Raw genomic sequence first — 24827 nt, 5'->3', positions numbered from 1 at the left:
GGCACGGGGCGCGCGGCGGATCGCGGTGGCGTCGTGGTTCCTCGCACCGGGCCGGCTGCCGGACCGGGTCGCCGCGCAAGCCCGGGCCGCGGACCCGTCGGCGATCGTGGCCGACCCGCTCGGCCCGGACCCGTCACTCGCCGAGCTGGTGCTCGACCGGTACGCGGCCGCGGCCTCCGTTCCGGCGAGCCCACGCTCCGCCTGACGGTCACGTCGCGTTACTCCGTTCGGCCGTTGGTGGGATGGCAACCACACGGACACGCACGGTAAACGTGAATGCTTGACGGTGATCGCTACGCGGGAGTAAGCACGAGATACGGATCCGCAACCTCTTGCCCTGCAACGCGATTCTTGAGGTGAGGACGATGAAGTGCGCCCTGCGCGCCGGAATCGGCGTGCTCGCCGTGACCGCCGCCGTGCTGACGTTCGCCCCCGCGGCCTCCGCCGCCGCGTTCGACATCACCTACGACTGTCAGGCCGACACCCCGCTCGGCGCCGAGAACCTGACGCTGAACCAAGCCGTCGAGGCGACCGCACCGGCATCCGTCGCGCCGGGCGGCGCGCTGGACGTGGTGGTGGATCCGGCGCCGAACCAGGTGCCGTCCGAGGCCGCCGGCTACGAGGTCAAGGAGGTCAACACGTTCACGCTGAAGGTGCCGGTGCCGACGAACGCGACGCTCGCCGGCGTCGACCTGACCGGCGGCTCCGGCCTCGGCCCGAACCCACCGCAGTGGTCGGAGGCCGGCGGGGTCGTGACCGTGACCTTCGACGGCCCGATCGCCGGCGGCGCGAGCTTCGAGCTGCCCACGATCACCGCACACCTGACCGCGGGTGCGTCCGGCACGATCGAGTCGACGCTGTACGGCAGCGGCTACGACGACCCCGGCCTGACGTTCACGGCGGTCGTGTCGACCTTCCTGGGCGACATCTCCGCGCCGACGTCCTGCTTCCCCAACCCGAACCCCGTGCTGACGACGACCGCGATCGGCTGACCTGACCGGGCGCGGCAACGGGGCGTCCCCCACAACGGCGTGGGGGGCGCCCCACCACCGGGTACTACGACGCCGCGCGGTCCGCCTCCGGGCGGCGGCGACGGGCCGGGTCCGTGAGCGACGGCGGCAGCCAGGCACCGTCCACTCTGTACAGATCGGTGCCCGGGGGGACGATCTCGTCGATCCGGTCCAGGGTCGCGTCGTCGAGCGTGCGGGTCGCGCCCTTCAACGACGCCGACAGCTGTTCCATCGTCCGCGGGCCGATGATCACCGAGGTGACCGCGGGGTGGGCGGCGGGAAACGCCACGGCCAGCTCCGGCAACGTGGCGCCGACGTCCGCGGCCAGCGCGGTCAGCTGCTCCAGCGCCGCGAACTTCGCCGTGTTGCCCGGAATCGACGGATCGAAGCGGCCCGGGGTCAGCGCCGCGCGGCCCGCCCCGAGGTCGACCGGCTCACCAGGCCGGACCCGGCCCGACAGGAAGCCCGAGGCCAGCGGGCTCCACGTCAGCACGCCCATGCCGAGGCGCTGGCAGGTCGGCAGGACGCTCCGCTCGACTCCGCGGCCGATCAGCGAGTACGGCGGCTGCTCGGTCCGGAACCGGTGCAGGCCCCGCGCGGACGCGACGTGGTGGGCCGACACGATGTCCTCCGTGGGGAACGTCGAGCAGCCGAACGCACGGATCTTGCCCGCCCGCACCAGATCCGTCAGCACGGACAGCGTCTCCTCGACATCCGTGCGTTCGTCGGGCCGGTGGATCTGGTACAGGTCGATCCAGTCCGTGCGCAGCCGGCGCAGGCTCGCCTCGACCTCGCGGAGGATCCAGCGCCGGGAGTTGCCGCCGCAGTTCGGGCCCTCCCCCATGGGAAAGTGCACCTTCGTCGCCAGCACCACGTCGTCGCGGCGACCCTCCAGCGCCTTGCCGACGATCTCCTCTGACTCGCCCGCCGAGTACATGTCCGCGGTGTCCACGAAGTTGACGCCCTCGTCGAGCGCGGCGTGCACGATGCGGACGCAGTCGTCGTGGTCGGGGTTGCCCACCGAGCCGAACATCATCGCGCCGAGGCAGTGGACGCTGACCTCGATGCCGGTGCCGCCGAGCGTGCGGTAGCGCATGCGTAGTCCTTTCAACGATGTGGCCGCACCGTAGCTGCTGGACCAAGCTCCAGGTCAAGAGCTTGCACCATACCCCTATGGGGTATATGGTCGTGGAATGAACCAGCAATGGCGAACCGCGGTGAGTGCGACGCTGCACTGCCTCACCGGCTGTGCGATCGGCGAGGTGCTGGGCATGGTCATCGGCACGGCGCTCGGCTGGTCGGCGACGCCCACGGTGATCCTGGCGATCGTGCTCGCGTTCCTGTTCGGCTACTCGCTCACCCTCGGTCCGGTGTTGCGCGCGGGTGTCGCGTTCAAGGCCGCGCTCTCGGTGGCGCTGGCGGCCGACACGCTCTCGATCACCGTGATGGAGATCATCGACAACGCGATCATCGTGGCCGTGCCCGGTGCGATGGAGGCCGGCCTGGCCTCGGTGCTGTTCTGGGCGAGCCTCGCGTTCGCACTGGTGGTCGCGTTCGTGGTGACCGTGCCGGTGAACAAGTGGCTGATCGGACGTGGCCGAGGCCACGCGGTGGTGCACAAGTACCACCATTAGCGGCCGCGCAAGTAGGTAGGTGGATGCCCGCCGTGATCGAGGTGGATGCATCGCGGTGCGGGCGCCGCCATGCCTACTTGCGCGGTCGCTAAGGTCGGCTCATGGCTGAGCTGGTGCATTACCGGACCGAGAGCGGCGTCGCGACCATCACGCTCGACTCTCCGCACAACCGCAACGCGCTGTCCGCACAGCTGCGCCGGGAGCTGCGCGACCACCTGACCACCGCGGCCGGCGACGACGCGGTCCGTGTGATCGTCCTCGACCACACCGGCTCGGTCTTCTGCGCCGGCATGGACCTCAAGGAGGCCGGCACCCCGGGCTCGTCCACCGTGGGTGTCAACGAGTTCCCCGAGATCCTCACCCAGATCTGGACCAGCTCGAAGCCCGTCGTGGCCAAGGTCGCCGGGCCGGCCCGCGCGGGCGGCGTCGGCATCGTCGCCGCGGCCGACATCGCGGTCGCGGCCACCGACGCCACGTTCGCGTTCACCGAGGTCCGGCTCGGGCTCGTACCCGCGGTCATCTCCGTGACCGTCCTGCCCCGGCTGCTCCCCCGCGCCGCGCACGAGCTGTTCCTCACCGGCGAGAAGTTCGACGCGGAGCGCGCGGTCGCGATCGGCCTGCTGAACGCGGCCGTCCCGGCGGACGGGCTGGACGCGGAGGTGGCCCGCTACACCGGGATGCTCGCGCAGGGCGGCCCGATCGCGCTCGCGGTCACCAAGGACATGCTGCGCCGGGCGCGTGCGGCGGACCCGGCCGACGACTTCGCCGACATGCTCGAGCTGTCCGCGGGGTTCTTCGCCAGCGACGAGGGCCAGGAGGGCATCGCGGCGTTCGCGCAGAAGCGGCGGCCGTCGTGGGTGCCGGTCAGCGAGGGCTGAGCCGCACGGTCAGCCGGCCCGGCTCGCTGGCGTCCATCAGGACGTCGGCGACGGCCCGGTAGCCGGCGGGGTCGGCGTGCTCGAACACCTCGGGCTCGCGCCATACGAGGACGTGCTCCCCGGCGGGCAGCCAGGACAGGTCGCGCAGGCAGTCGTAGAGCGCGTCGAGGTTGCGCCCGAACCAGTCCGGGAACGACAGCGCGGCGGCGACGGCGTCGTAGAACTCGGCCTTCGACCGGATCGCCGTGCCGTCGATCTGGTGCTCCATGGCGCTCACCCGTCCGGATCGACGACGACGAACGACGCGTAGTGGTCCTCGGTGTAGTACAGCTCGTCGGCGGATCCGGTGACGATCCGCCGCGCATCGCGGTCGTCGCGATCCGGATCGGCGACCGTGTACTCACGGTAGTAGCCGGTCTTCTTCGCGGGCAGCGGCCGCTCCCGGTTGCCGAACACCGAGCCGTCCTCCTCGTACGGGAACGGGCCACCCCGCTCGATCAGCCGCCACGTGCTGGCGGCCTCGACCGGCAGCTCGGACAGCGCGCGGACCGGCAGCCCCGAGTCCGCGCCGGGCACCCCGGTGCCGGTACCGCTGTCGGTACTGCTGACGGCCTCGCGGACGAACCAGCCGGCGAGCACCAGCACGATGAGCCCGACGAGCGCGACCGTGATGCGACGAGACGAGCTCACGCGTTGCGCCTAGGAAGCTGCGCGCCCGGAGGACTCCGCGGGCACCCGCTCGTCCTGGCTCGCCGCCTTCTGCTCGTCCGGCACGTCGGCGGGCTCAGCAGGTTCCTCGGCCTTCCCCTCGGCCGTTTCCTCGGCGGGCGAGCCGATCGGCGGCTCCGGGGACGCCGCCGGGCCGAAGAACGCCGACGCGTGGTCGACGATCCGGTCGATCAGCCAGGCCACGACCAGGCACAGCGGCACCAGCACGACCACCACGAGAGCGAACTGGAACGGGAAGGGCAGGCCGAGCATCCACAGCTCGACGCCGTTCCACCAGTCCGGCAACATGACATCGAGAGTAGACCTACGCCACTCCGAGGGTCCGGCGGATCACGAACCTGGGTAAGTTGCGACGTATGTTCGCGGTCTACGCAGCGGAGCCCAACCCCGACAAGCCGCTCGACGCACTGCGGGTCGGCGAGCGGCCGGAGCCCGAGGCGCCGGAGGGCTGGGTGGCCGTCTCCGTGCGAGCCGCGAGCCTGAACATGCACGACCTGTGGACCCTGCGCGGCGTCGGCATCAAGCCCGACCAGTTCCCGATGATCCTCGGCTGCGACGGTGCCGGCGTGCTGCCGGACGGCTCGGAGGTCGTGCTGCACAGCGTCGTCGGCGACGCCTCGACCTACGGCGACGAGACGCTCGACCCCAAGCGGACCCTGCTGACCGAGAAGCACCAGGGCACGTTCGCCGACACGGTGATCGTGCCGGCCCGCAACGTGCTGCCGAAGCCGGCCGCGCTGTCGTTCGCCGAGGCCGCGTGCATGGGCACGGCCTGGCTGACCGCCTACCGGATGCTGTTCACCCGGTCCGGCCTGCGACCCGGGCAGACGATGCTCGTGCAGGGCGCGTCCGGCGGGGTCTCGACCGCGCTGATCGAGCTGGGCAGGGCGGCCGGCATGCGGGTGTGGGTGACCGGGCGGTCCGAGGAGAAGCGGGCGCTCGCGGCGCGGCTGGGCGCCGAGGGGACGTTCGAGTCCGGCCAGCGGCTGCCGGAGCGGGTGGACGCCGTGTTCGAGACGGTCGGCAAGGCCACGTGGGCGCACTCGATGCGCGCGGTCAAGCCGGGCGGAACGATCGTGGTGTCCGGCTCCACCAGCGGCCCGGACGCGAACGCCGACCTGCAGCGGCTGTTCTTCATGCAGCTGCGGGTCGTGGGATCGACGATGGGTACCCGTGAGGAGCTGGCCGCTCTGCTGCGGTTCTGCGAGCTGGCCGGCATCCGGCCACAGATCGGCGCCGAGCTGCCGATGGCCGAGGCCGCCGACGGGTTCCACCAGATGCTCGCCGGCCAGACCGCCGGCAAGATCGTGTTCACTCGGTGAGAGGTCTCATGCCGCGAACGTTCACGCTGGACGACGCCATCCAGCTCGCCCGCCGCGCCCACGAGGGCCAACTCGACAAGTCCGGCCGCCCCTACATCGCGCATCCGCTGCGGGTGATGGGCCACGTCAAAGGTGAGCACGAGCGGATGACCGCGGTGCTGCACGACGTGGTCGAGGACACCGGCGTGACGCTGGAGGACCTCACCGCGGTCGGCTGCCCGGCTGAGGTGCTGGCCGCGGTCGCGGCGATCAGCAGACGGCCGGGCGAGGCGCAGGCGGACTACCTGGCGCGGGTCATGGCCGACCCGATCGCCCTGGTCGTGAAGCGGGCGGACATCGCGGACAACATGTCGCCCGACCGCATGGGCCGGCTCGACGCGGCCACCCAGGAGCGGCTGCGGGCCAAGTACGAGGCCGCGTTACGGCAGCTGGACGGCGCCGTCTAGCGACGCGACCAGCTTCTTCGGGGCCACCGTGCGGTAGGCCTCGGTCACGATCTCGGCGATCTCGGTCCAGTCCAGCGGCACGTCGAGGTACACGCCCAGCCAGCCGCGGTGGCCGACGTAGGGCGGCCGGAAGAACCGCTCGGGGTCCTCGGCGATCATCTCCTCCTGCACGCCCGGTGGCGCCGCGCACCAGAACGCCAGCCGGTCGTCATGGTGGTGGTCGGCGTACATGACGAACGTCTTGCGGACGAACCAGGTCGGCTCGCCGTGGCTGCACCGCTCGGCGGCCTCGGGCAGGGCCATGCACAACGCACGCAGTCGTGGCAGCGGGTCGCTCGGCATGCTCGCACTCTAGTGACGTGGCGGCGGGCGACGCTTGCACGAATGGGAAGACGCTGGACCACACATCGAACCGTGCTCGACCCACGCTCGTGACACCAGTGACACCACTGGCCGGGAGCATGTGATAGCAGCGATGGTTGTCGCGGCGTGTTCTCCCGCCAGCACACCAGGACCAGTCACCGAGGAGGTTTCGATGTGTGCCTGTGGCTGTGGTGCTGAACTGACGGACTCGTTGTACTGGGCGAGCGAGCTCTGCCACATCCGGTGGCTCGCGAGGCAGTCCAGCTCCGAGCCGACCACCGTGCGCACCTTCTGCGGCGCCACCTACACCGAGCGGGTCGTCAAGGAAGCCTGACGGAGCGGGTGCCCTACTTCTTCGCCTTGCTCTTGTCCGCCGTCTCGTCGGTGGTCAGCGCGGCGACGAAGGCCTCCTGCGGCACCTCGACCCGGCCCACCGTCTTCATCCGCTTCTTGCCTTCCTTCTGCTTCTCGAGCAGCTTGCGCTTGCGGGTGATGTCGCCGCCGTAGCATTTCGCCAGCACGTCCTTGCGCATCGCGCGCACGGTCTCGCGGGCGATCACCCGCGAGCCGATGGCCGCCTGGATCGGGACCTCGAACTGCTGGCGGGGGATGAGCGTGCGCAGCTTCGCGGCCATCCTCGTGCCGTAGCCGTACGCCGCGTCGCGGTGCACGATCGCGGAGAACGCGTCGACCGGCTCGCCCTGCAGCAGGATGTCGACCTTGACCAGGTCCGCGGCGAGCTCACCGGCCGGCTCGTAGTCCAGCGACGCGTAACCGCGGGTGCGCGACTTCAGCGTGTCGAAGAAGTCGAAGATGATCTCGCCGAGCGGCATCGTGTAGCGCAGCTCGACCCGGTCGGTGGACAGGTAGTCCATGCCGCCGAGCACGCCGCGCCTGCCCTGGCACAGCTCCATGATCGCGCCGATGTAGTCGCTCGGCGCGATGATCGAGACCTTCACCACCGGCTCGTAGACCGCCGCGACCTTGCCCTCCGGCCAGTCCGACGGATTCGTCACGCTGATCTCGCCGCCGTCATCGAGCTCGACCCGGTAGACGACATTGGGCGCGGTCGAGATCAGGTCCAGCCCCGCCTCGCGCTCCAACCGCTCGCGCACGATCTCCAGGTGCAGCAGGCCGAGGAAGCCACACCGGAAGCCGAAGCCCAGCGCCGCCGACGTCTCCGGCTCGTAGCTCAGCGCGGCGTCGTTGAGCCGGAGCTTGTCCAGTGCCTCGCGCAGGTCCGCGTAGTCCGAACCGTCCACAGGAAACAGTCCTGAGTAGACCATCGGCCGGGGCTCGCGATAGCCGGCGAGCGGTTCGGTCGCGCCGTGCCGCTCGCTGGTGACAGTGTCCCCGACCTTGGACTGGCGGACGTCCTTCACGCCGGTGATCAGGTAGCCCACCTCACCGACGCCGAGGCCACTGCTGGGCTTGGGCTCCGGGGAGATGATGCCGACCTCGAGCAGCTCGTGGGTGGCGCCGGTGGACATCATCCGGATCCGCTGGCGCGGCGTGATCTTGCCGTCCACCACCCGGATGTAGGTGACCACGCCGCGGTAGGTGTCGTAGACCGAGTCGAAGATCATCGCGCGCGGCGGGGTGTCCGCCGCGCCCTGGGGCGCCGGCACCAGCCGTACGACCTCGTTGAGCAGCTCCCGCACCCCCTTGCCGGTCTTGGCCGATACCCGCATCACGTCGGACGGCTCGCAGCCGACGATGTGCGCGAGCTCCTCGGCGTACTTGTCCGGTTCCGCGGCCGGCAGGTCGATCTTGTTCAGCACCGGGATGATCGTGAGGTCGTTCTCCATCGCCAGGTACAGGTTGGCGAGGGTCTGCGCCTCGATCCCCTGCGCGGCGTCGACCAGCAGCACCGCGCCCTCGCACGCCTCGAGCGCCCTGCTGACCTCGTAGGTGAAGTCGACGTGCCCCGGGGTGTCGATCAGGTGCAGCACGTGGTCGCGCCCGCCGACCTGCCACGGCAGCCGGACGTTCTGCGCCTTGATCGTGATGCCGCGCTCGCGCTCGATGTCCATCCGGTCGAGGTACTGCGCGCGCATGGCCCGTTCCTCGACCACGCCGGTGAACTGCAGCATCCGGTCGGCCAGGGTCGACTTGCCGTGGTCGATGTGCGCGATGACGCAGAAGTTCCTGATCAGCTCAGGATCTGTGAACGTCGTGTCGGCGAACGTAGTCACTCGGGTTCCTCAAGGTGTCATACGGATACGACACATCGTCCCATGCGTCCGGATCACGCCGGTGCCAGCAGGTCCACCGTCGGGAAGTAGGTGCGGTACCGGCCGGAATCGCGGGTCAGCAACCTCAGGCGGCTCACCGCCGCGTGGGCGCCGATGAAGAACTCCGGCATGCCATTTCTCGTCACGGGTGATCAGGTCGAGGACGACGTTGGAGTCGACCAGGGTCGCGGGTGGCTCGGTCACCGCGGGTCAACGCCATGATCTCGTCCCCGGGGTGCGGACCGAGCTGGCGACGGATCTCGATCGGAATCGTCACCTGCCCTTTCTCCGTCAGCCGCGGGTAGGAGTCATCCCGTTCCTACGCCTACCGCCTCCGCGAGATCGTCGAAGACCTCGCGGTTGTGCCGGAACGCCTCGTTGGCCTCCGCGATCAGCGCCGTCTGCTCCCCCGCGTCCCACATGGTCCCGTCCAGCAGCGCGCGGTAGGCGTCTTTGAATCGCTTCGGCCGGTCGATCGCGTCGAACGTGTAGAACCGCAGCCCGTCGTCGGTCAGGTCGTAGACGCCGCGCAGCTTGTGCCGGATGATCCGGCCGCCGGACAGGTCGCCGAGGTAGCGCGTGTAGTGGTGCGCCACGAACTCGCTCCGCGAGGTGAAGCACACGTCGCGGATCCGGTCGATGTAGCGCCGGGTGGCCGGCAGCGGCTCGAGCGAGGACCGCCAGGACGGGCCCGACAGCCACGCCAGGTCGGCCTCCAGGGAGGGGCAGCGGATCAACGCGTCCGACACGAATGACCCGACGACCCGGTCGAACCGCCACGCCGCGCCCGCCTCCTCCAGCACCCGGTAGAACAGGTAGGTCTGGCCCAGTAGGGCCGCGTAGGCCGAGCGCGGCAGCCGCCCGGCCAGCAACGCCTCGACGAACGGCGCCTGCTCGGCGCGCTCGTGCTCCTCGCGGGTCGCCGCCCGCAACCGCGCGGCGAACCCGTTCGCCGTGTTCCTTGGTTCGCCGTTCATGTTCGCCGCGCTCCTCCGCCGCTCGCCGCCCGCACCGCCCGCTCTACATGCTGCCTTCCCTCCCGCGCTATCCGGCGTGCGACGGGCCCATCCGGCGGCGAAGGCCGACCATCCGGCCGACTCAGCGCTGACGCGCGCGGCGGGCGAGCAGCAGGCCGCCGGCCACGAGCACGCCCAGCAGCACGACGAGCATGACCGGCCCGGCCGCGTCGAGCCAGCCGAGCAGCGTGCGCTGGATCGTGCCGGCCGCCTCCACCACGGGGTCCGCCGGGCTGCCACCGCGGAACAGCCGCAGCTCGTAGTAGCCGTAGTACGCCACGTACGCGCCGGCCAGGACGAGCAGCGCACCGCCGGCCCGGGTCACGTAGGGCAGGGCGCGGCGCACGCCGGTGACGACCGCGGTACTGGCGAGCGCGGCGGCGACGGCGAGCACGGCGACCACGAGCCCCATGCCCACCGCGTAGGCACCGAACGCGGCGAGCCCGGTCCCGAAGTCGCCGTCGCGCAGCGCGACACCGGCCGCGGCGAGGAACGGCCCGATGGAGCAGGACAGGGACGCGACGGCGAACGCGACCCCGTAGCCCGCCATCGACACGACCCGCGTGGTCGGCGCACCCCGCGCCGGCTTGGGCAGCAGCAGGCGGGGCTCCTTGCCGGCGAGCAGCGCGCCGCCGAGCACGAGCATGACGACCCCGATGACCAGCGTGACGACGGGCAGGTTCCGCTGCAACGACGCCGCCAGCGGCGCGCTGAGCAGGCCGAACACACCGAACACCACCACGAAGCCCAGGGTCATCAGCGCGCTCGCGGCCAGCGCCCGGCCGAGCCGCGCGGTCCTGGTCGCACCGCCACCGGAGTCGCCCGTGGAGTCGCCCGCGACGACCATCGCGAGGTAGCCCGGCAACATGGCGAAGCCGCACGGGTTGACCGTCGCGAGCATGCCGGCGCCGAGGGCGAAGGCGAGCTCGTCCCCCATCAGCGCAGCGCGGAGACGCGGGCGAGCAGCTCGTCCTTCTCGAGGATGTCGGTCTCGACCTCGACGTCGCCGTTCGAGCTGACGAACGCGTAGGCCGGCTGGTAGGTCACGCCGAACCGCTTCCACACCGCGGCGTCGGTGTCCGCGAGGTGCGGGAAGTTACCGAGCCCGAAGCGCTGCACGAAGTCCTGCATCGCCGGCACCTGGTCCTGCGCGGCGACGCCGACGAACTGCACGCCGGAGCTCTTCGACGCCTCGGCCATGGTCGGCGCCTCGGCCTGGCAGTTCGAGCACCACGGCGCCCAGAACCAGAGCATGGCCGGCTTGCCGGCCAGCGACGCGCCGGTGAACTCCTTGCCGTCCAGGGTCTTCGCGGTGAACCTGAGCTTCTCGGGCACGGGCTTCGCGGGTGGCTCGACCGGTGCGGAGGAACTCGCCGGCGCGTCGTCCGCGGGGCTGGTGGGTGTCGCCTCGCTGGTCGGCGTGGCGGACGGTGGCGCGGCCGGTGGGGCGGACGCCGATGGTTCCGGGTCCGCGCAGCCGGCCAGTACCAACACCGTGCCGATCACCGCGACCAACGCCGGACGCAGCCGTGCCATCGGTTCTCCCTTTGGTCGTCCGTAGGTTCTCTCTCAACACCGCATCATGGCCCCGGGCGGACCGGACGAACCCTTACGAACCGATGACGCCTGGCCGTGTGGCGGCGAAGTGCGCGACCGCGCCGGACACGTCGAGCCGGTCGATCAGCAGGCCGGCCCCGTCGAGCCAGCGCTCGAACGCGGCGGTGGTGCCGCCGGGGCCGAAGAGTCCGGCGCGCCGGAACATCCCGATCGCGACATCCTGGCGTAGCCCGGCGCCGCGCACAATGGTGTCGCCGACGAGCCGGCCGCCCGGCCGGACGCAGCCGGCCATCTCGCGGACGGCCGTGGCCGGGTCGGGCAGGCAGTGCAGGCCGTTGAACGTCACGCACAGGTCGAACTCGCCGTCGGCGAACGGCATCCGCACCACGTCGGCCTCCGCGAGCTCGATGTCCACCCCGCGCCGCGCGGCCCGCCGCCGGGTGCGGGTGAGCATGTCGCGCGAGATGTCCGCGGCGACGTAACGGATCCCGGGGCGTGCGCCGCGCAGCGCGACCCCGCCGCCGCACGGCACGTCGAGCACGGCCGCGCCGTCGGGCAGCTCGCGGATCGCGCGGATGCTGGCGTTGAGCCGCCTCGCGTCGGTCCCCCAGAGCAGCCGCCCGGCGGGCCGCGCGAGCCACTCACGCTCGACGCCGAAGTCGTAGACCGCGCCGCCGATGCGCCCGGCGCGATCGGTCCACCGCGTGCCGGCCATGCCCATGACTACCACGGGCATGGCCGGAACGGCAGCGGATCGTCACCTCCAGCCGATTACTTCCAGCCGAGGTCGGTCAGGTCGACGACCACGGTCGCCGCCGGCCGCTCGCCGCCCTCCTTCGCGACGACCACGACCTGCTCGTCCTTCGCCACGGACGCGATCTTCTCGTCGCCGTTGACCTTGGTGTCCTTGGTCACCGCGTAGGTCTTCGCGTAGCCGTCCGCGCTCTTCAGGGCGATCGAGCCGCGGTCGACGGACGTCACCGCGCCCTTCTGCACGAGCACGGTCCGCGAGCCGCCGCCCTCCTTGGCGAGCACCACGGTGGCGTGCGAGACGTCGGCGATGTCCGTGTCGCCCAACGCGTCCGCGATGCCCCACGGACCGCCGCCCCACGGACCGCGCCACGGCCCGTCGTGTCCGTCGGCGTGCTCGTCGGCCGCGGCGGTCTCGGACGCGGGCGCGGACGACGGCGTGGACGAGGTCGCGGCCGCGAAGCCGATCGCGCCGAGGCTCGCCACGCCGACCACCGCCGCACCCACGCCGACTCGCCAGGCGAGCCGGCGCCTCCGGTCAGTACTGTCGTTCATCGGTTCCTCCCATCGGTTTCGGTCCACACCAATGGTTCCGAGGAACCGCCCCGATGACGTCGGACGGCCGACTGGACCTCGCGTACGCGCGCGGCGGTACCCGGCCGGAGGGGGCTACTCCCCACGGCGTATCACCTCGGAGGTCAGCCGGCCGCGATGGCCGCGACCCCGGCGAGGACGATCACCGCACCCGCGAGCCGCCGGGCGGGGTCGGGTTCGCGCAGCAGCAACCACGCGCCGACGCTGCCGATCACGATCGAGAGCTCCCGCGCCGGCGCGACGAGGCTGACCGGTGCGAGCCGCATCGCGAACAGCACCAGCACGTAGGCGAGCGGGGACAGCACGGCCACGGCGAGGATCGGCACCTTGTTGTCCCGCCACAACGCGGCCGCCGCGCGCCGGCGGGCGAGCGCGTACGGGCCGAGCAGGACCGTCTCGAACCCGGACGAACCGGCCATCAGCACCAGCGGCGGCACGGCGAGCGCGGTCACGGCGTGCGCGTCCCACAGGGTGTACGTCGCGATCGTCGTGCCGCACGCGATCCCGTAGCCGACCCCGGCGGCCCACGAGCGGCCCGAGTCGGAGCCGAGCCCGCTGATCACCCAGACTCCGAGCACGACGGCCGCGGTGCCGGCGAGCGCGGCCGGACCCGGTCGCTCGCCGAGGAGCCAGATCGCCGCGATCACCGACAACATGGGCCCCGTGCCGCGCGCGAGCGGGTAGACCACGGACAGGTCGCCGACCGCGTAACCCCGTTGCAGGATCACGAAGTAGCCGGTGTGGATCACTCCGCTGACGCCCGCGGCGAGCCACCAGGTGGCCGGCACCGGCTCCCCCGCCGACACGATCACGACGATCGCGAGCGGCAGCTGGAACACCGTCGACCACGCCGCGGCGAGCGCCACGAACAGCGCACCGCCGCCGGGCACCCGCTTGGCGCACAGGTTCCACCCCGCATGCGCCACGGCTGCGCCGCAGACGAGCGCGATCGCCGCGGGATGCATGCCCTCACCCTGTCAGGCCTGCGCTCGAGCCCGTCTTACGCGCGCGTGACCGGCCGGCCGAGCGCGGCCAGCACCGCCGGCACGGCGACGACGAGCCAGTCGATCGCCACCCGCGCCGCGACCACGGTCCCGGCCGGGAGGCACAGCGACAAGGCCAGCAGCGCCGCGCCACCGAGCACCAGGACGAGTACGGTCGCTCGCGGGTCCACGCCTCACACCTTCCTGGCGACGTCGGCGAGCAGCTCCGGCCCGTACGCGGCGAGCCGCCGCTGCGCGAGGCGGCCGCCCGACCACCAGCAGAGCACGCCGACGCCGATCCCGACCGGCAGCGCGAACCACTGCAGGGCCGGCCGGCCCGACGCGAGCCCGGCGATCACGAGCTCCGGGCTCGCCACGATGACCAGCAGCAGCGTCATCCCGACCTGCAGCAGCCCCCGCACGATGCCGGGGCTGCCGCCCGCGGCGAACGGGTTGGCCCGCTGGTCCGGCATCGGGTAGCCGGCGTACACGGACAGCAGCACGATCAGCCCGGCCCCGCCGCCCAGCAGGGCCGGCGCGAGCCCCACCACCCACGGGTAGAGCGCCGGGTCGGTGACCGCCGGCAGCACGAGCGCGAGCACGAGCGTCACCGGGCCCACGATGAGCAGCCAGGCGAGCTGCCGCCCGCGCACGTCCACCGCCGCGGCGCCGGGAACGACCAGCGTGTGCCACAGCGCGCTGCCGTCCATCCCGTACAGGTTCCCGGCGAGCAGGCAGCCCATCGTCACGACCACGATCCCCGCGAGCGGCAGGCCGCCCGTGCCAGCTCCGTCGTCACCGCCGCTCAACGCCGGCACGACGGCGACGACCACGCCGACGACCAGCATCGACAGCAGCGCGACCCGGCGGCGGGCGTCCCGAGCCCAGGTGCGCAGCTCCTTGCCGGCCACCGCGCCGATGCGCGTCGCGGGCAGCCGGTGCCCGATGCCCGACCCGGTGCGCCGCTCGCTCGGGCCCGTGTCGACGGCGACCCGCGTGGTGCGCCGCGCGAGCAGCACGCCCCACGCCGCGAGCAGGCCGGCGATCACCAGCAGGAGCCCGGCGACGCCGCCGAGCACCAGCGGCCAGTCGCCACGCGAGGCGGCGTCCACCGAGGCCGTCCCCCATCCGGACGGCACCGCGCGCAGCACCGTGGAAAGCGTGTCCGACCGGCCCTCCACCAGTGCGGGACCGACCGTGTTGAACGCCGCCTGCACCGCCCAGCCGGACAGCCCGACGAGCGCGGCCAGCAGCACGCCGAGGTCACGGCCGCGACGGGACCGCAGCACCGCGCCGAGCCCCGCCATCACGACCCGGGACAGCAGCACGACGAGAACCAGCTGCAGCGGCACCACCACGACCGCGACCGCGACGGCCGCGACACCGTCGGCCAACACGAACAGGCCGCAGAACGCGAGGAACGTGACGATCGCCGGCACGCCGACGAACGCGGCGCCGAGCAGCCCGCCGGCCAGCCGCCGCGAGGTGATCGGCAGCAGCGCGAAGTGCTCCGGACGCAGCGTCTCGTCGCCACCGCCGGTGAGCACCGGACCGAACAGCCAGCCGACCGTCCACAGGAGATAGAGCGCCGCGAGCACGTCGGCGCCAACGTCCGGCCGGTCGTAGTCCACTGTGGATGCCAGGAACGTGGCGAGCGCGGCGAGCAGGCCGACCAGCGCGCCGCCGCCGGTGAGCGCGGCCTGCTTGCCGCGCAGCGAGTGCCGCAGCACCCGCCACTTCATCCGGATCAGGACGCCAACCACGACAACCCCTCCGCGCCACCGGTCCGCCCGCCGACGATGTGCACGAACGCCTCCTCGAGGCTCGTGCCGCCGCGGACCTCGGCCACCGGGCCCGCGGCCACGACCCGGCCACGGGTGATCACCGCGACGTCCGTGCAGAGCTGCTCGACCAGCGCCATCACGTGGCTGGACAGCACGACCGCGCCGCCCGAGCTGACGAACCGGCGCAGGATCGTGCGGATCGTCGCCGCGGACACCGGGTCCACGGCCTCGAACGGCTCGTCGAGCACGAGCAGCTTCGGCGCGTGCAGCAACGCGGTCGCGAGGCCGATCTTCTTGCGCATGCCCGCGGAGTAGTCGATCACGAGACGGTTGCGGGCGTCCTCGAGCTCGAGCACGGCGAGCAGCTCGTCGGCCCGCTGCGCGACGGTGTCCTTGGGCAACCCGCGCAGCAGGCCCATGTAGGTGAGCAGCTCCGCGCCGGTAAGACGTTCCGGAAGCGACATGCCGTCCGGCAGGACTCCGACGAGTGCCTTGGCGCGCAGGGGATCCGTCCACACGTCGATGCCGTAGATCGTCGCCGTGCCGGCGTCCGGGCGCAGCAGGCCGACGGCCATCGACAGCGAGGTCGTCTTGCCGGCGCCGTTCGGGCCCACGAGGCCGAAGAACGAGCCGGCCGGCACCGCGAGGTCGACGTGGTCGGCCGCGATGGTGGGGCCGAACCTCTTGTGGAGCCTGTCGAGTCGAAGCGCTTCCGTCATGGCGCCACACTACTATAAAGTGATATCATTTTGATAGTCACTTCAGCCAAGGAGGCGCCATGGATGCCGTCGACTCGCCGATGCCCGAACCGCACGTTCGGGAGCGGCCCGCATTCGGCACGCGCGGACTGCCGGTGCTCGGCCTGGTGATCGTGCTGAAGCTCGCCGGGCTGGCGGCGCTGCTCGTCGGCGTCATGAGCATGGTCACGGATGGTGAGGTGGCGCCGTTGCCGGTCACGCTGGTGGCGCTCGGCGGGCTGCTGCTCCTCGCCGGTGCCGTCGTCCTCGTGGGACTGATCATGGTGGCCCCGGGGGAGGCACGCGTGATCCAGTTCCTCGGCCGCTACGTGGGCACCGTGCGGGAGGACGGGCTGCGCTGGATCAACCCGTTCACCATGCGGCGCAAGATCTCCACCCGGATCCGCAACCACGAGACCGCGGTGACCAAGGTCAACGACGCGGACGGCAGCCCGATCGAGATCGCGGCGGTGGTGGTCTGGCGGGTCACCGACACGGCGCGGGCGATGTTCGAGGTGGACGACTACGAGGAGTTCGTCACCATCCAGACCGAGACCGCGGTGCGGCACGTGGCGACCAGCTATCCCTACGACGCGCACGGCGACGAGCTGTCGTTGCGGCAGAACACCACGGAGATCACCGACCAGCTGTCCGCGGAGATCGCCGCCCGGGTGGAGTCGGCCGGCGTGGACGTCATCGAGTCGCGGATCACGCACCTGGCCTACGCACAGGAGATCGCCGGCGCGATGCTGCGCCGCCAGCAGGCCGGCGCGGTCGTCGCGGCCCGGCAGCGGATCGTCGAGGGCGCGGTCGGCATGGTGCAGCTGGCCCTGGACACGCTGGCCGAGGAGGAGGTCGTCGACCTCGACGAGGAGCGCAAGGCGACGATGGTGAGCAACCTGCTGGTCGTGCTGTGCGCCGACCGGGACACCCAGCCCGTGGTCAACACGGGCACGCTCTACAACTGAGGACACGTGCCCGAGCGCAAGAAGCTGCTGCTGCGTCTGGATCCCGCGATCCACGACGCGGTGGCCAGGTGGGCCAACGACGACCTGCGCAGTACGAACGCGCAGATCGAGTTCCTCCTGCGCCGGGCCCTGTCCCAGGCCGGCCGGCTCCCGGAGAACGCGGGCCGCCTGCCGAGACGGGGACGCCCGCCCAGGTCGCCGGATCCGCCCGATGATCCCAAGGAAGGTAGGGAAGACTGACGGGTTCTGGCACGGTGGTGGGGTGAATCTGCCCACCGAGGACGCTCGCGGCATGGCCCGCGCGCTCACCGAACTGCTCGACACCGGCCGTCACGCGCTCGTGGCGTCGGGTTCGCCGCTGGCCGCACGGGTCGCCGACCACGTCGGCTGCCCGCTGGCGGAGATCCCGAACGTCGCTGAGCACCTGCCGAGCTGGGACCACGCGAACCTGCAGTGCGGCGTCGACGCCTACCTCGCCCGGCACTCGCCGGACGCGGCGTGGTTCGGCATCGCCGGGAGCCGGCATTTCACTCCGGTCGTCGACATGCTGACCACGGCCGACACCAACGGCCAGTACCGGCTCGGCGCGGTGGACTACACGACCGTGGCGACCGGCCCGGCGACCGCGGCGGAGGCGGTGCAGCTGGGCCTCGTGTGCACGGCGGCGCCGGACGGGTCGCCGGTGGTCCTCGCCGTGCAGGGCGCCGAGGAGGCCCGCGGCGAGGACCGCTGCCACCTGCAGGTGCTCGCCGCCGAGCGGTCCACGGGCGCGGCCGTGCGCGAGGAGATCCTGACACTCGCCCGTGAGCACGACGTGTTCCGCGGCCAGGTGCTCGCGTTCGGCGCCAGCGAGCACCGGGGCAACCGGCTGCTGACGTTCCTGCCGCGGCCCTCGATGCGCGCCGACCAGGTGGTGCTGGCCGACGGTGTGCTGGCGTCGATCGAGCACCATGTGGTGCGCTCGGCCGAGCGGACCGCGGCCCTGCGCGAGCACGGGCAGCACCTCAAGCGTGGGCTGTTGTTGTACGGGCCGCCTGGGACCGGCAAGACGCACACGGTCCGGTACCTGCTGAGCAGGCTGCCGGCGTGCACGGTGTTCGTGCTGTCCGGGGTGGCGATGATCCGCTGGCTGCGGGCGACCGCGGCGCTGGCCCGCCGGCTGGAGCCGTCGGTGGTGGTCGTCGAGGACGTCGACCTCATCGCCCACGACCGCTCGATGACGATGTCGGGCAACCCCGCGTTGTTCGAGCTGCTGGACGAGATGGACGGCATCGGGTCCGAGGCGGACGTGACCTTCGTGCTGACGACGAACCGCGTGGACACCATGGAGGAGGCGCTCGCGCAGCGGCCCGGCCGGGTGGATCTCGCGGTGGAGATCCCGAAGCCGGACGCCGCCTGCCGCGAGCGGCTGCTGCGGCTCTACGGTGGCCCCGCGCTGCGGTTGCCGGACGCGTCGCCCCTGGTGGCGGCGACCGACGGGGTGACCGCGTCGTTCGTCAGGGAGTGGGTGCGCCGGGCCGTGCTGAAGTCGGTCACGTCGGGCTCCGGCCTCGACGAGCCGGCCCTGCGGGCGGCCCTGGACGAGCTGATGTCCCAGCAGCAGGCGCTGACGCGGAGCATGCTGGGCGGCCGCCGATGAGACCGCGGTGACCCGCTGTTATCCTCGTACGTCGTTGCCGTGTGGCATTCCGCCCTGGAGGAAGCTCGCCGTTTCGGTGAGGCCACCTGAACGCGGCACGGAATTCCGTGATCGACATCGAGGAGCACACGCGTGGCGAACATCAAGTCCCAGATCAAGCGGATCAAGACGAACGAGAAGGCGCGGCAGCGCAACAAGGCCGTCAAGTCCTCGGTGAAGACCGCGATCCGCAAGTTCCGCGAGGCCGCCGAGGCGGGCGAGAAGGAGCAGGCCATCGAGCTCATGCGGGACGCCGCCCGCAAGCTCGACAAGGCTGCCGGCAAGGGCGTCATCCACGCCAACCAGGCGGCGAACAAGAAGTCCGCCATGGCCAAGCGCGCCAGCCAACTCTGAGCCGCCTTCCGAGCTGACCCGCCTGTGCCGGCCGTCCTTTGTGGGCGGCCGGCACAGCCGTCTCCGGACCCCCCTCTCCCCGGCACCTCCACGAGTTGTCCACAGGACCAACCTCCGCCCGGCGATTGCCGTCAGCCCCCACCACTAGCGTTGAAAACGGGGGACCCCTGGGGGAGTTGTCCACAGTGCGCACGGCCATCCCCAGCTCCGTGACCGTCAACCGGAATCGTCAGCCCCCGCCGGTAGGCTGGAAATCGGGGGGCCGGAGGCCAAGCCCATCACCCGTCCAAGTGAACCGGGCGCCCGGCTCGCCGGTCAGGTGCGGCGACGAGCCTCGGCGAGGCGGAGCACCGCCCGCTGCAACGCGAAGTCGGCGTCCACCGCGACACCCTTGACATCCGCGTTCACCTCGGCCACCACCTGCATCGCGGCCACCAGGCCCGCCGCGTGCCAGCCGCGCGACTGTGACAGCGCCTTGCGCACCTTCCACGTGGGCATCCCCAGCTCCGAGGACAGCCGGTACGGGTCCGCGCGCCCCGCGCCAGCCACCCGCGCCACCGTGCGCACCCCGTCCGCGAGCGCGTCGGCCACCAGCACGTGCGGCACGCCCAGCTGCATCGCCCAGCGCAACATCTCCAGCGCGCCCGCCACGTCGCCGGTGATCGCCTTCTCGGCCACCGCGAACCCGGTCACGTCCGCCCGCCCGCGGTGGTAGCGGCGCACCTCCTCCGCGGTCACCTGGCCACCGGTGTCCGCCACGAGCTGCGCCGCCGCCGAGGCCAGCTCGCGCAGGTCCGAACCGACCGAGTCGATCAGCGCGCTCACCGCCTCCGCGTCGGACCTGCCGCCCGCACGCCGGATCTCGTTGCGTACGAAGGCCTCCCGGTCCGCCGGCCTGGTGATCCTCGGACACTCCACGACGTGCGCCTCGGCCGACCGCAGCGCGGTGATCAGATCCTTGGCCGGCTTGCGACCGCCCCCGGTGTGCAGCACGACGAGCTGCACGCCCTCCGCCGGCTCGCGCACGTACGACGTGATCGACGCGGCGATGTCCTTGCCGGCGTCGTGCGCGCCCTCGAGCACGATCACCCGCCGCTCGGCGAACAGCGACGGGCTCACCAGCTCGGCGAGCTCGGGCGGGGTCAGGTCGGACACCTTGACCCGGGTCAGCTCGGCGGTCGGATCGGCGAGCTTGGCGGCGTCGACGGCGGCCCGCACCGCGCGCTCGACCAGCAGCTCCTCCTCACCGAGCACGAGCTGGAGCGCCGGCGGCGTCACGGCTGGGGCCTTCACCCGGCCATCCTCGCACCTTCGCGGGTGCGCCCGCCGCCGGGCGGGTGACATGTTGGTCGTACTCGTTGGATGACGGACCTCACATTGGCCGGGCCACCCCGTCGTGCCGTACCGTGGTCTGTGAACAACTGAACACCGCTCATCCAGAGGGGCAGAGGGACCGGCCCGAAGAAGCCCCGGCAACCGGCGTCAGCCATTCGTCTTCCGCGAGGACGGCTACGACCACGGTGCCAATTCCGACCCGCACGCGGGACAGATGAGGAGAAACCTCGCGATGACGATCACTGCCGCCACCACCACGCTCGACCTCGGGCCCGCGCGCGCCCTGACCTGCCGGGAATGTGGCAACCAGGTCCCACTCGCCGCCGAGTTCGCGTGCGCCGAATGTTTCGGTCCGCTGGAGGTCGCCTACGAGTTCGGCGACGTCAGCCGAGCGGACATCGAGTCCGGCCCCAAGTCGATCTGGCGCTACCGGCGGCTCCTGCCCGTACCGTCCGATGTGGATCGCCACCCGAACACCGACCCTGGCCTCACCCGCCTGGTGAAGGCCGACCGGCTCGGTGCCGCACTGGGCGTCAAGTCCTTGTGGGTCAAGGACGACACGGGCAACCCGACGCACTCGTTCAAGGACCGCGTGGTCGCCGTGGCCCTCGCCGCCGCCCGCCAGCTCGGGTTCACCGTGCTGGCCTGCCCGTCGACCGGCAACCTGGCCAACGCCGTCGCCGCCGCGGCCGCACGCGCCGGCTGGGAGTCGGTCGTGCTGATCCCGGCCTCGCTCGAGCGCGCGAAGGTGCTCACCACCGCTGTGTACGACGGCGCACTGATCGCGGTCGACGGCAACTACGACGACGTGAACCGCCTCGCCACCGAGCTCGCGGCGGATCACGAGGACTGGGCGTTCGTGAACGTCAACGTGCGCCCGTACTACGCCGAGGGTTCCAAGACGCTCGGCTACGAGGTCGCCGAGCAGCTCGGCTGGCGGCTGCCCGACCAGGTGGTCGTCCCCGTCGCGTCGGGCGCGCAGCTCACCAAGGTGGACAAGGGCTTCCGCGAGCTGACCGACCTCGGTCTCGTCGACGGCAGGGACTACCGGGTGTTCGGCGCCCAGGCGACGGGCTGCTCGCCGGTGTCTGCCGCGTTCAAGGCCGGCCAGGACGTCGTCCGGCCGGTGAAGCCGGACACGATCGCCCGGTCGCTCGCGATCGGCGCACCAGCCGACGGCCCGTACGTGCTCGACGCGGTGCGCCGCACCAGCGGCGCGGTCGAGGACGTCTCCGACAAGGAGGTCGTCGCGGGTATCCGCCTGCTGGCCAGGACGGAAGGCATCTTCGCCGAGACCGCCGGCGGTGTCACCGTGGCCACGGCGAAGAAGCTCATCGACACCGGCCAGCTCGACCCGGATGCCGAGACTGTCCTCCTCATCACCGGCGACGGTCTGAAGACCCTGGACGCCATCCAGGACGAGGTCGGCCCGAAGGCGGTGGTCCCACCATCGAGCGATGCGGTCCGCGAGGCCCTCGATTCCTAAGTGGACGCTGGTTCGGCGCGCCGAAGCCTAGTCTCGTGAGTCGTTAGTTGCCGGTAGTTGGTAGGGGTTTTGGTGTGCCGAACCCGAGGGGTTGATCCGGTGGTGCTTTCCGATGAGGAGCGGCAGGTTCTGCTGGCGGGGAGGTCGTCGCCGAACGCCGTCGCAGGCGTTGGCTGCGCGAGCGCGGATTGTGGTGTCCAAGTTGCGGTCTCGGTTCCTGGTTCGTCGGGTGGAAGGTCTGACGGATGAGCCGCGTCCGGGGCGGCCTCGGATGATCACCGATGACCAGGTCGAGCAGGTGATCACGAAAGACGTTGGAGGAGACGCCAGGCCAGGACAGCGTCGGTCGACTCGGTCAATGGCCTCGGCGACCGGGATGTCACAGTCCGCGTGTCGCGGATCTGACGGGCATTCGAGCTCAAGCCACACGCTGTAGCTGTCGACCGATCCGCAGTTCGTGGACAAGGTCCGCGACATCGTCGGTCTCTACCTTGCTCTGCCGGAGAACGCGTTAGTGCTCGCGGTCGATGAGACGTCCCAGATACAGGCCATCGATCACACCGCGCCGATTCTGCCGATCACCTGGTGCTCGACAACCACGCCACCCACACGACCCCGATGGTCAAGGTGGCTAATCCACCACCCCCGCTTCCACCAGCACTTCACCCCGACCAGCAGCTCCCGGCTCAACCTCGTAGAGCGCTGGCTCGCCGAGCTGACCAACCGCAAACTCCGCCGCTCCGCCCGCCGCGGCATCACCGAACTCGAAAACCGACATCCGCAAATGGACCAACGAATGGGACACCAACCCACACCATTCGCCTGGACCAAGACCGCCGACCAGATCTCCGACACCCTCGCCGCCTGCCGCAGCCGAATCAACGACCCACGACACTAGAACAGCGCATTCACCAAGTTGGCAAGGAATCCCGGCGCGCCGACGCCCAGCGTCATGCCGAGCCCGACCGCCACGCTGGCGTCGGTGACGTCCGCGGTCGGCTGGTAGACCGCCGACATCGTCCTCCCACGGTCCGATGTGGACAGTCGGGCGACCGGCTGCCCGTCGCGCTCGAGGCTCGCACGCCACCGGCGCTCGTGGCGCAGCAGGTACTCCCGGCCGGCGACCGTGGCGCGCGCGTTGTAGGTGGCCCGGCGCATCGCCCGCCGGCCGCAGTCCAGCGGCGCGGGCTCGCCGTCCACCTCCAGCTCGACGGCGTCGCGCGTCGTCGGCGTGATCCGCGGTGGCGGGACGAGCCAGACCAGCCGCCGCTTGAGCGCGTCCGGCAACGCGAGGACCGCGCTCAGCCTCAGTGTGGCGCGCGAAGGACCGCTGACCGTGACCACGCGCGGATCCCACTGCCCCGTCACGGTGACCGTGCCGAACCGAGCGTCGGGCACCTGGATCACCACGGGCTCAGTGGGGATGTCGGCGCCGACCACGGACCTGCGCAGCCAGCCGAACACGACGACGCACGCTATCCGCTCGCGTCCCCGTCGGCCACATCCGGGCCGCGGGAGGATCCCTGGACGGCCCACGGGTCACCGCTGTCGGACCCGAGTCGCCCGGGAGGATCGCGGTGTCGCCACCGGTGTCTGTGCGCAGCACCAGGGTGCCGTCCCGGTTCAGCGCCCCGAGCGTCAGCGGGCTGGGATGGCCGTACCGGTTGTCCGCTCCGACGCTCACCACCGCGAGCCGCGCCCGGATCGCCGCGAACAACTCCGGCGTCGTGTACCGGCTGCCGTGGTGCGGCACCTTTACCACGTCCGCGGACAGGTCCACCCGCGCGTTGAGCAAGTGGGCCTGCGCGGCCAGCTCCACGTCACCACTGAGCAGGATCCGGCCCGCCGCCGTGGTCGCGCGCATCACCACCGATGCGTTGTTGATCTCCGTGCCGTCGGCACCCGCCGCCGGCATCACCTCCCTTCCCTCAGGTGCGAGCACCTCCATCGACAACCCCGGCCAGTCCAGCCGGCGCCCCGCCTCGAGCTGAACGATCGGTACTCCGGCCTCGGCAGCCGTCCTTCGAACCTCCTTCCAGGCCCAGCCCGGCTCCCTCGCCGGGCCCACGCCCACCGCGCCGACCGCACGGTCCGCCAGGACCGCATCCAGCCCACCGACGTGGTCGGCGTGCAGGTGGCTGAGCACCACGAGCGGCACCCTCGACACGTCGAGCCGTTCGAGGCACCCGGCCAGCGGACCCGGCTCCGGACCGGTGTCCACCACCACCGCACGGCCTTCGTCGGCCGTCGCCAGCACCAGAGCGTCACCCTGGCCGACGTCGCACGCCACCATCGCCCAGCCCGCCGGCGGCCAGCCGGGAGCGATCATCCGGACCGGAACCACCACGATCAGCAGCCCGGTGAGCGCGGCGCCGACCAGTACCCGCAGCCGCCGGTGCCGCAGCGCCGCCACGAGCAGCAGGACGCACGCGACCAGCAGCAGCCCGCCCCACCACCCCGACGGCCAGTCGATCGCCGCGCCCGGTATACGCGACGCGTGCCGGGCGACCAGGATCAACCAGTCGACCTCCGGACCGGCGAGCCGGACCAGCAACTCCGCCAACCACGGCACCGCCGGCGCCACCAGGGCCACGAGCACGCCTAGCACGGTGGCCGGCGCGACCACCGGCGCCGCCAGGAGGTTCGCCAGTACCGACACGAGACTCACCTGCCCGGCCATCCCGGCGACCACCGGTGCCGTGACCAGGTGCGCGGCAGCCGGCACCGCGAGCGCCTCGGCGAGCCCCCGCGGCACACCGCGTGCGGCGAGCCGGTCGGCCCAGCGCGGCGCGAGTAGCACCAGCCCGGCGGTGGCGAGCACCGACAGCGCGAACCCGAAGCTCACCGCCATCGCGGGGTCCCACAGCACCAGCAGCACTACCGCGGTCCCGAGTGCCGGTAAGGCCGCCCGTTCCCGTCCGATCGCGAGAGCCAGCAGGCCGACCGCGCCCATGACGCCGGCCCGCAGC

General features: G+C 71.7%; 31 protein-coding genes, 1 pseudogene and 1 riboswitch. Of the genes and pseudogenes, 13 read left to right on the top strand and 19 right to left on the bottom strand.

Features of this window, described 5'->3' with window-relative positions:
• Nucleotides 1-205: CbiX/SirB N-terminal domain-containing protein (locus ACRDTB_RS26935; protein ID WP_431434736.1), on the top strand; the 205-nt coding region annotated here is incomplete at its 5' end.
• Nucleotides 206-365: 160 nt separating this feature from the next.
• On the top strand, nt 366-992 hold the full coding sequence (locus ACRDTB_RS26930) for a cyclase (protein ID WP_431434734.1): 627 nt from the start codon (nt 366-368) through the stop codon (nt 990-992).
• A 64-nt stretch (nt 993-1056) separates the two neighbouring features.
• Here the strand turns inward: ACRDTB_RS26930 and ACRDTB_RS26925 are convergent, their stop codons facing one another.
• Nucleotides 1057-2106 (bottom strand): aldo/keto reductase, encoded by a 1050-nt coding sequence (locus ACRDTB_RS26925; RefSeq protein ID WP_431434732.1) that lies wholly within the window; start codon nt 2104-2106, stop codon nt 1057-1059.
• Between the two features lie 97 nt (nt 2107-2203).
• Between ACRDTB_RS26925 and ACRDTB_RS26920 the strand changes: the two genes are divergently transcribed.
• Together ACRDTB_RS26920 and ACRDTB_RS26915 are read left to right on the top strand one after the other, a co-directional pair.
• Nucleotides 2204-2644, top strand: a complete 441-nt coding sequence (locus ACRDTB_RS26920; protein WP_431434730.1) for a DUF4396 domain-containing protein — start codon at nt 2204-2206, stop codon at nt 2642-2644.
• A gap of 101 nt (nt 2645-2745) precedes the next feature.
• A complete protein-coding gene (locus tag ACRDTB_RS26915; protein ID WP_431434728.1) occupies nt 2746-3522 on the top strand; it encodes an enoyl-CoA hydratase-related protein in 777 nt (258 codons plus the stop codon).
• On the opposite strand, the gene ACRDTB_RS26910 is transcribed toward ACRDTB_RS26915, so the two are convergent.
• Genes ACRDTB_RS26910 through ACRDTB_RS26900 form a run of 3 tightly spaced genes read right to left on the bottom strand, consistent with a single transcriptional unit; the run spans nt 3509 to nt 4539 of the window.
• Nucleotides 3509-3790 carry a barstar family protein gene (locus ACRDTB_RS26910; RefSeq protein WP_431434727.1) on the bottom strand — a complete coding sequence of 94 codons (282 nt, stop codon included), beginning with the start codon at nt 3788-3790 and terminating at the stop codon, nt 3509-3511. The genes ACRDTB_RS26915 and ACRDTB_RS26910 overlap by 14 nt on opposite strands.
• Before the next feature lie 5 nt (nt 3791-3795).
• Nucleotides 3796-4212: a ribonuclease domain-containing protein gene (locus ACRDTB_RS26905; protein WP_431434725.1), complete on the bottom strand. Its 417-nt coding sequence runs from the start codon at nt 4210-4212 to the stop codon at nt 3796-3798.
• Between the two features lie 9 nt (nt 4213-4221).
• Nucleotides 4222-4539, bottom strand: a complete 318-nt coding sequence (locus ACRDTB_RS26900; protein WP_431434723.1) for a hypothetical protein — start codon at nt 4537-4539, stop codon at nt 4222-4224.
• Nucleotides 4540-4607: 68 nt separating this feature from the next.
• Here ACRDTB_RS26900 and ACRDTB_RS26895 point away from each other — a divergent pair, with 68 nt between their 5' ends.
• Both ACRDTB_RS26895 and ACRDTB_RS26890 read left to right on the top strand, forming a co-directional pair.
• Nucleotides 4608-5573, top strand: a complete 966-nt coding sequence (locus ACRDTB_RS26895) for a zinc-binding dehydrogenase (RefSeq protein ID WP_431434721.1) — start codon at nt 4608-4610, stop codon at nt 5571-5573.
• A gap of 8 nt (nt 5574-5581) precedes the next feature.
• On the top strand, nt 5582-6019 hold the full coding sequence (locus ACRDTB_RS26890) for an HD domain-containing protein (protein WP_431434719.1): 438 nt from the start codon (nt 5582-5584) through the stop codon (nt 6017-6019).
• Here ACRDTB_RS26890 and ACRDTB_RS26885 read toward each other — a convergent pair.
• Nucleotides 5993-6361, bottom strand: coding sequence for an MmcQ/YjbR family DNA-binding protein (locus ACRDTB_RS26885; RefSeq protein ID WP_431434718.1), 369 nt, complete (start codon nt 6359-6361; stop codon nt 5993-5995). The two genes, ACRDTB_RS26890 and ACRDTB_RS26885, sit on opposite strands and share 27 nt — an antisense overlap.
• Before the next feature lie 193 nt (nt 6362-6554).
• Between ACRDTB_RS26885 and ACRDTB_RS26880 the strand changes: the two genes are divergently transcribed.
• Complete coding sequence (locus ACRDTB_RS26880; RefSeq protein WP_431434716.1) at nt 6555-6716, top strand: hypothetical protein; 162 nt, start codon at nt 6555-6557, stop codon at nt 6714-6716.
• 13 nt (nt 6717-6729) lie between these two features.
• On the opposite strand, the gene lepA is transcribed toward ACRDTB_RS26880, so the two are convergent.
• From lepA to ACRDTB_RS26825, 11 genes are all read right to left on the bottom strand, one after another.
• Complete coding sequence (gene lepA / locus ACRDTB_RS26875; protein WP_431434714.1) at nt 6730-8577, bottom strand: translation elongation factor 4; 1848 nt, start codon at nt 8575-8577, stop codon at nt 6730-6732.
• Between the two features lie 181 nt (nt 8578-8758).
• On the bottom strand, nt 8759-8911 hold the full coding sequence (locus ACRDTB_RS26870; protein WP_431434738.1) for an AbrB/MazE/SpoVT family DNA-binding domain-containing protein: 153 nt from the start codon (nt 8909-8911) through the stop codon (nt 8759-8761).
• 13 nt (nt 8912-8924) lie between these two features.
• Nucleotides 8925-9593 (bottom strand): heme oxygenase (biliverdin-producing), encoded by a 669-nt coding sequence (locus tag ACRDTB_RS26865; protein WP_431434713.1) that lies wholly within the window; start codon nt 9591-9593, stop codon nt 8925-8927.
• A 121-nt stretch (nt 9594-9714) separates the two neighbouring features.
• Nucleotides 9715-10569, bottom strand: a complete 855-nt coding sequence (locus ACRDTB_RS26860) for a cytochrome c biogenesis CcdA family protein (protein ID WP_431434711.1) — start codon at nt 10567-10569, stop codon at nt 9715-9717.
• Entirely contained in the window at nt 10569-11168 is a 600-nt protein-coding gene (locus ACRDTB_RS26855; protein WP_431434710.1) for a redoxin domain-containing protein, read from the bottom strand. Before ACRDTB_RS26855 ends, ACRDTB_RS26860 begins: the two co-directional genes overlap by 1 nt.
• 73 nt (nt 11169-11241) lie before the next feature.
• Nucleotides 11242-11925 carry a class I SAM-dependent methyltransferase gene (locus ACRDTB_RS26850; protein ID WP_431434709.1) on the bottom strand — a complete coding sequence of 228 codons (684 nt, stop codon included), beginning with the start codon at nt 11923-11925 and terminating at the stop codon, nt 11242-11244.
• 35 nt (nt 11926-11960) lie between these two features.
• Entirely contained in the window at nt 11961-12494 is a 534-nt protein-coding gene (locus ACRDTB_RS26845; protein WP_431434707.1) for a hypothetical protein, read from the bottom strand.
• A 143-nt stretch (nt 12495-12637) separates the two neighbouring features.
• The gene (locus tag ACRDTB_RS26840; RefSeq protein WP_431434705.1) at nt 12638-13498 is read right to left on the bottom strand and encodes an EamA family transporter; all 861 of its coding nucleotides are present in this window, start codon (nt 13496-13498) and stop codon (nt 12638-12640) included.
• Between the two features lie 35 nt (nt 13499-13533).
• Nucleotides 13534-13707 carry a hypothetical protein gene (locus ACRDTB_RS26835; protein WP_431434703.1) on the bottom strand — a complete coding sequence of 58 codons (174 nt, stop codon included), beginning with the start codon at nt 13705-13707 and terminating at the stop codon, nt 13534-13536.
• Nucleotides 13708-13710: 3 nt separating this feature from the next.
• On the bottom strand, nt 13711-15279 hold the full coding sequence (locus ACRDTB_RS26830) for a hypothetical protein (RefSeq protein ID WP_431434702.1): 1569 nt from the start codon (nt 15277-15279) through the stop codon (nt 13711-13713).
• Complete coding sequence (locus ACRDTB_RS26825) at nt 15264-16019, bottom strand: ABC transporter ATP-binding protein (protein WP_431434700.1); 756 nt, start codon at nt 16017-16019, stop codon at nt 15264-15266. The genes ACRDTB_RS26830 and ACRDTB_RS26825 overlap by 16 nt, the downstream gene beginning before the upstream one ends.
• Before the next feature lie 59 nt (nt 16020-16078).
• Here ACRDTB_RS26825 and ACRDTB_RS26820 point away from each other — a divergent pair, with 59 nt between their 5' ends.
• The 4 genes from ACRDTB_RS26820 to rpsT all read left to right on the top strand — a co-directional run bounded on the left by ACRDTB_RS26820 (nt 16079) and on the right by rpsT (nt 19037).
• Nucleotides 16079-17005 (top strand): SPFH domain-containing protein, encoded by a 927-nt coding sequence (locus tag ACRDTB_RS26820; protein WP_431434698.1) that lies wholly within the window; start codon nt 16079-16081, stop codon nt 17003-17005.
• A gap of 6 nt (nt 17006-17011) precedes the next feature.
• Nucleotides 17012-17245 carry a hypothetical protein gene (locus ACRDTB_RS26815; protein ID WP_431434696.1) on the top strand — a complete coding sequence of 78 codons (234 nt, stop codon included), beginning with the start codon at nt 17012-17014 and terminating at the stop codon, nt 17243-17245.
• A gap of 22 nt (nt 17246-17267) precedes the next feature.
• Nucleotides 17268-18644: an AAA family ATPase gene (locus tag ACRDTB_RS26810; RefSeq protein ID WP_431434695.1), complete on the top strand. Its 1377-nt coding sequence runs from the start codon at nt 17268-17270 to the stop codon at nt 18642-18644.
• Nucleotides 18645-18776: 132 nt separating this feature from the next.
• Complete coding sequence (gene rpsT / locus ACRDTB_RS26805; RefSeq protein WP_431434694.1) at nt 18777-19037, top strand: 30S ribosomal protein S20; 261 nt, start codon at nt 18777-18779, stop codon at nt 19035-19037.
• A 315-nt stretch (nt 19038-19352) separates the two neighbouring features.
• On the opposite strand, the gene holA is transcribed toward rpsT, so the two are convergent.
• A complete protein-coding gene (gene holA / locus ACRDTB_RS26800) occupies nt 19353-20330 on the bottom strand; it encodes a DNA polymerase III subunit delta (protein ID WP_431434692.1) in 978 nt (325 codons plus the stop codon).
• 136 nt (nt 20331-20466) lie between these two features.
• Nucleotides 20467-20593: riboswitch (SAM riboswitch) on the top strand.
• A gap of 11 nt (nt 20594-20604) precedes the next feature.
• On the opposite strand from holA, the gene thrC reads away from it, so the two are divergent.
• Nucleotides 20605-21858 (top strand): threonine synthase, encoded by a 1254-nt coding sequence (thrC, locus tag ACRDTB_RS26795; RefSeq protein ID WP_431434690.1) that lies wholly within the window; start codon nt 20605-20607, stop codon nt 21856-21858.
• A gap of 346 nt (nt 21859-22204) precedes the next feature.
• Nucleotides 22205-22756 (top strand): annotated as a pseudogene (locus ACRDTB_RS26790) (transposase); the annotation flags it as partial.
• Here ACRDTB_RS26790 and ACRDTB_RS26785 read toward each other — a convergent pair.
• Both ACRDTB_RS26785 and ACRDTB_RS26780 read right to left on the bottom strand, forming a co-directional pair.
• On the bottom strand, nt 22753-23322 hold the full coding sequence (locus ACRDTB_RS26785) for a hypothetical protein (protein WP_431434688.1): 570 nt from the start codon (nt 23320-23322) through the stop codon (nt 22753-22755). The pseudogene ACRDTB_RS26790 and the gene ACRDTB_RS26785 sit on opposite strands and share 4 nt — an antisense overlap.
• On the bottom strand, nt 23273-24827 hold a 1555-nt coding region (locus ACRDTB_RS26780; RefSeq protein ID WP_431434686.1), incomplete at its 5' end, for a ComEC/Rec2 family competence protein. The genes ACRDTB_RS26780 and ACRDTB_RS26785, both read right to left, overlap by 50 nt.

It is taken from the genome of Actinophytocola sp. (assembly GCF_050699935.1).
Classification (GTDB): Bacteria; Actinomycetota; Actinomycetes; order Mycobacteriales; family Pseudonocardiaceae; genus Actinophytocola.
Note: the sequence above shows the minus strand (reverse complement) of the source record. Positions and strands in the feature narration are given on the sequence as shown.

What these genes read in the sequence shown, in the direction of transcription:
- ACRDTB_RS26930 (WP_431434734.1), top strand. Translation starts at nt 366, where the DNA reads ATGAAGTGCGCCCTGCGCGCCGGAATCGGCGTGCTCGCCGTGACCGCC.
- ACRDTB_RS26925 (WP_431434732.1), bottom strand. Translation starts at nt 2,106, where the DNA reads ATGCGCTACCGCACGCTCGGCGGCACCGGCATCGAGGTCAGCGTCCAC.
- ACRDTB_RS26920 (WP_431434730.1), top strand. Translation starts at nt 2,204, where the DNA reads ATGAACCAGCAATGGCGAACCGCGGTGAGTGCGACGCTGCACTGCCTC.
- ACRDTB_RS26915 (WP_431434728.1), top strand. Translation starts at nt 2,746, where the DNA reads ATGGCTGAGCTGGTGCATTACCGGACCGAGAGCGGCGTCGCGACCATC.
- ACRDTB_RS26910 (WP_431434727.1), bottom strand. Translation starts at nt 3,790, where the DNA reads ATGGAGCACCAGATCGACGGCACGGCGATCCGGTCGAAGGCCGAGTTC.
- ACRDTB_RS26900 (WP_431434723.1), bottom strand. Translation starts at nt 4,539, where the DNA reads ATGTTGCCGGACTGGTGGAACGGCGTCGAGCTGTGGATGCTCGGCCTG.
- ACRDTB_RS26895 (WP_431434721.1), top strand. Translation starts at nt 4,608, where the DNA reads ATGTTCGCGGTCTACGCAGCGGAGCCCAACCCCGACAAGCCGCTCGAC.
- ACRDTB_RS26890 (WP_431434719.1), top strand. Translation starts at nt 5,582, where the DNA reads ATGCCGCGAACGTTCACGCTGGACGACGCCATCCAGCTCGCCCGCCGC.
- ACRDTB_RS26885 (WP_431434718.1), bottom strand. Translation starts at nt 6,361, where the DNA reads ATGCCGAGCGACCCGCTGCCACGACTGCGTGCGTTGTGCATGGCCCTG.
- ACRDTB_RS26880 (WP_431434716.1), top strand. Translation starts at nt 6,555, where the DNA reads ATGTGTGCCTGTGGCTGTGGTGCTGAACTGACGGACTCGTTGTACTGG.
- ACRDTB_RS26865 (WP_431434713.1), bottom strand. Translation starts at nt 9,593, where the DNA reads ATGAACGGCGAACCAAGGAACACGGCGAACGGGTTCGCCGCGCGGTTG.
- ACRDTB_RS26860 (WP_431434711.1), bottom strand. Translation starts at nt 10,569, where the DNA reads ATGGGGGACGAGCTCGCCTTCGCCCTCGGCGCCGGCATGCTCGCGACG.
- ACRDTB_RS26855 (WP_431434710.1), bottom strand. Translation starts at nt 11,168, where the DNA reads ATGGCACGGCTGCGTCCGGCGTTGGTCGCGGTGATCGGCACGGTGTTG.
- ACRDTB_RS26850 (WP_431434709.1), bottom strand. Translation starts at nt 11,925, where the DNA reads ATGCCCGTGGTAGTCATGGGCATGGCCGGCACGCGGTGGACCGATCGC.
- ACRDTB_RS26845 (WP_431434707.1), bottom strand. Translation starts at nt 12,494, where the DNA reads ATGAACGACAGTACTGACCGGAGGCGCCGGCTCGCCTGGCGAGTCGGC.
- ACRDTB_RS26840 (WP_431434705.1), bottom strand. Translation starts at nt 13,498, where the DNA reads ATGCATCCCGCGGCGATCGCGCTCGTCTGCGGCGCAGCCGTGGCGCAT.
- ACRDTB_RS26825 (WP_431434700.1), bottom strand. Translation starts at nt 16,019, where the DNA reads ATGACGGAAGCGCTTCGACTCGACAGGCTCCACAAGAGGTTCGGCCCC.
- ACRDTB_RS26820 (WP_431434698.1), top strand. Translation starts at nt 16,079, where the DNA reads ATGGATGCCGTCGACTCGCCGATGCCCGAACCGCACGTTCGGGAGCGG.
- thrC (WP_431434690.1), top strand. Translation starts at nt 20,605, where the DNA reads ATGACGATCACTGCCGCCACCACCACGCTCGACCTCGGGCCCGCGCGC.